The organism is Desulfobaculum sp. (assembly GCF_054921475.1).
The window spans coordinates 1-3030 of sequence record NZ_JBUDSW010000344.1 but is presented as its reverse complement, the minus strand read 5'-3'; the positions used below and the strand labels follow the sequence as shown (position 1 = coordinate 3030).

At 58.0% G+C, this 3030-nt stretch carries 2 protein-coding genes; both read right to left on the bottom strand.

The window, feature by feature from the left end; translation table 11 throughout:
- Positions 1 to 275 precede the first annotated feature (275 nt).
- On the bottom strand, positions 276 to 1199 hold the full coding sequence (locus ACY69P_RS15640) for a glycine betaine ABC transporter substrate-binding protein (RefSeq protein WP_462328152.1): 924 nt from the start codon (positions 1197 to 1199) through the stop codon (positions 276 to 278).
- Between the two features lie 249 nt (positions 1200 to 1448).
- Positions 1449 to 2330 (bottom strand): ABC transporter substrate-binding protein, encoded by an 882-nt coding sequence (locus ACY69P_RS15635; protein WP_462328151.1) that lies wholly within the window; start codon positions 2328 to 2330, stop codon positions 1449 to 1451.
- Between the last annotated feature and the right edge of the window lie 700 nt (positions 2331 to 3030).

Sequence of the window (3030 nt, the reverse complement as noted above, 5' to 3'; positions counted from 1 at the left end):
CTTGGGCTTGAGGGCTGTGTTCAGTTTTGAATTGCAATTCACCTTATTTCCTTAAGTCGCCGAAGGCATGCTTTTTCTTCATTTTTGCCTCCACCAATGAGGTGGGATGCGTATGGGCCTTCATTCAGCCGTGAAGGTCCATACGCATCCCGAACCACAACCCGTTTTCCGGCCCGGCTCTCTGTGGGCCGAAATTTGGGTGCCTGCTGAGGGTGGCAGCGCCTGAGCAGGCAGGAGGCAAACGGGTGTGTGCTACGTGTTCAGCCGTGGGCGCCTTAGGACGCGATGGCCTTGCGCAGCACCTCCATGGCGGGCTTGCCGTTGGCGGCTTTGACGCCCTTCAGCCAGGGGGCGATGGTCTTCATATTATTTTTGATCCACTTCGCGGCGACGGTTTCGGGCGCCTGTTCCTTAAAGCCGTACTCGTTAATCCACTCACTCTGGGTGTGGCCGGAGATGTACAGGTTTTTCAGGAAGGTATGCACCTGCGGGAAGCGGTCCTTAAAGTCGTTGCTAGCGAGGGTGTAGACGATGGACTCGTTAACGAGGCCTTCGGTGCCCGGCACGCCCGTGAGGAATTTCATATCCATCTGGAAGTTCATCCAGTGCGGGCGCCAGCCGTGGAACACGACCCACTGCTTGTGCTTAATCTTGTCCTGCACGGCCTTAATCATGGCCGGTACGGGGCTGCACAGCATTTTCCAGTCACCAAGGTTGGCGACGTTGTTGTCGATGATTTTTTCCGTAGAGGTCTGCATGCCGCTACCGACCTCAATGCTGTAGACGGTGTTTTCAAACTTGTCGGCATTGGGGGCCAAGTCGGCGATGGAGCGCACGCCGGCGTCCCACACGTAGTTGGGCACGGCGAGGCTGACGCCAGCTTCATCGAGGTTGGTGCCCACGATTTCGAAGGCGTTCTTTTCGTTCAGGGGGTTGAACAGTTCATTCTGGAGCGGAATCCAGCTGGCGAGGTAGGCATCAACGTCGCCGGTGGTCAGGCCGTTGTAGACCATAACGGCGCTCACTTCGACCTGCTTGCTTTCGTAGCCAATGGCTTCGAGAATTTGGGCGACGACTTCGGTTTTGACGGTTACGCCCGGCCACGGCGGAACGCCGAATTTAACGGGCTGCGCATGGGCGCTGAGGGGGGCAATGATACAGAAAACGGCAATGGCGAGAGTTGCGAGTATGTTTCGCAAGCGAACCTCCTGGTTATGGTGCATAGGGTCGGCTTTGCATCCCGTGAGCGGGGCGTGCAGGAGCCGGACCGGGCCATCCCCTGCGCTGCATCGGTACATGTGCCGTGAAGCGGCTTACGGAGCCAGTATGGTGACCGGCTGGATGGTCCGGGGCCACGCGCCAACGGCAGGCCGTGCGGGGGCTGATGCCGGGGCGCTCTTTGGGCGGTCTGTCGGCGCGATGGCGACAGACCGCATGCTCACATCGTTCTACCCGGCAAAGTCCCGGCGAACGGCGTCGATGGCGGGGGCGCCGTCGACAGTTGTGACGCCGTCAAGCCACGTGGCGACGGTGTCGAGGTGCTTTCGAATCCAATCCGAGGCGACTTTCTCCGGGGCGATTTTTTCAAACCCGAAGCTGTTGATCCATTCACTCTGCGTGTCCGCCTTGACGGTGATCTGCTTCAGGAACGTATGCGCCTGCGGGAAGCGGTCCTTAAAGTCGTTGCTGGCGATGGTGTACACCATGCTCTTGCTCACGAGGTCCTCCGTGCCGGGGACGCCTTCAAGGTACTTGATGTCCATCTGGAAGTTCATCCAGTGCGGCTGCCAGCCGTGGAAGACCACCCACTGGTTATTGCGGATGCGCTCCTGCACGGCGGAGAGCATCACCGGCGTGGTGCTGCTGACAAGCTGCCAGTCCGCAAGACCAGCGACGTCGTTCTCCACCATCTTTTCCGTGGCGGCCTGCATGGCAGAGCCAACCTCAATGGTGTACAGTTCGTTGTCAAACTTGTCCGCGTAGGCGTCCAAATCCGCAATGGAGTGCACCCCTGCGTCCCAAACATACGAAGGGACACAGAAGCTGATGTTGGCTTCGCTGATGTTCATGGCCACGACATCAATGGCGTTTTTTTCCTTCAGCGGCAACAGCATGTCGTTTTGCTGCGGCAACCATGCGGCAAGGCACGCGTCCACATCGTCCGTAGTCAGCCCCTTGTAGATAATGGGCGGGCCAATCTCGAGTTGGACGGCGTCATACCCCATGGAGTCCAGAATCTGGCAGACAACTTCAGACTTCACAGTAACACCCGGCCACGGCGGAACACCAAAGCGTATGGAATCCGCACTCGCGGAAAGCGGTACACACAAACTCAGTACAAAAAGAAGTACACTAAGACAGAGCCTACTCAATACGACCTCCAGGTTGTGGTGGGAAAGTCCGGCGCGAATTACAAGATGATGCGTTTCACTGCGCGCCAGCTGAAAGACTATGCAGTGTAGTAGATAGAAAATGCCGCAGTCCTTGTCAAATTCATCCCCACAGTACCCTATTAACGGGTACGTATCGGTTATATTCGCATTCTGCGTTTCCGCACCTTTTCTCAGGTTCCGTGCCGCGCTGCGTTGCGTCGCTAGCCCAATACGACAGCGGCTTTGCCGTCATCCGGCGCCCACGCTTTTCACGAGTTCGCAGGTGCTTGCGCTGGTGTTCGCATTCTTGTTTTGCGTATGCGCACATGGTGGCATGAGTGGCGCGGATCGTGTGAGTGGGGATGTTTTGGGTATGTGGCGTGCAGAGAAGAGGGCGAGAAAGAAGAAGACGAAGATTTGTGCTCCGCAGGCCAAAGGGCCGCGGGCCCTTTGGGATCCCATGAGTGCACAGGCCGAGTGTATTTTGGATAGGGTGGTCGTCACCCCTACGACTCTCGGGGGAGGAGGGTGTGATGGCGTGTGTTGGAGTGGGGCGTAGGGCTTTTTGTGCTCCGCAGGCCAAAGGGCCGTGGGCCCTTTGGAATCCCATTTGCGCACAGACCGGGCGGCTTTGTATGGCACCGTCGTCACCCCTGAC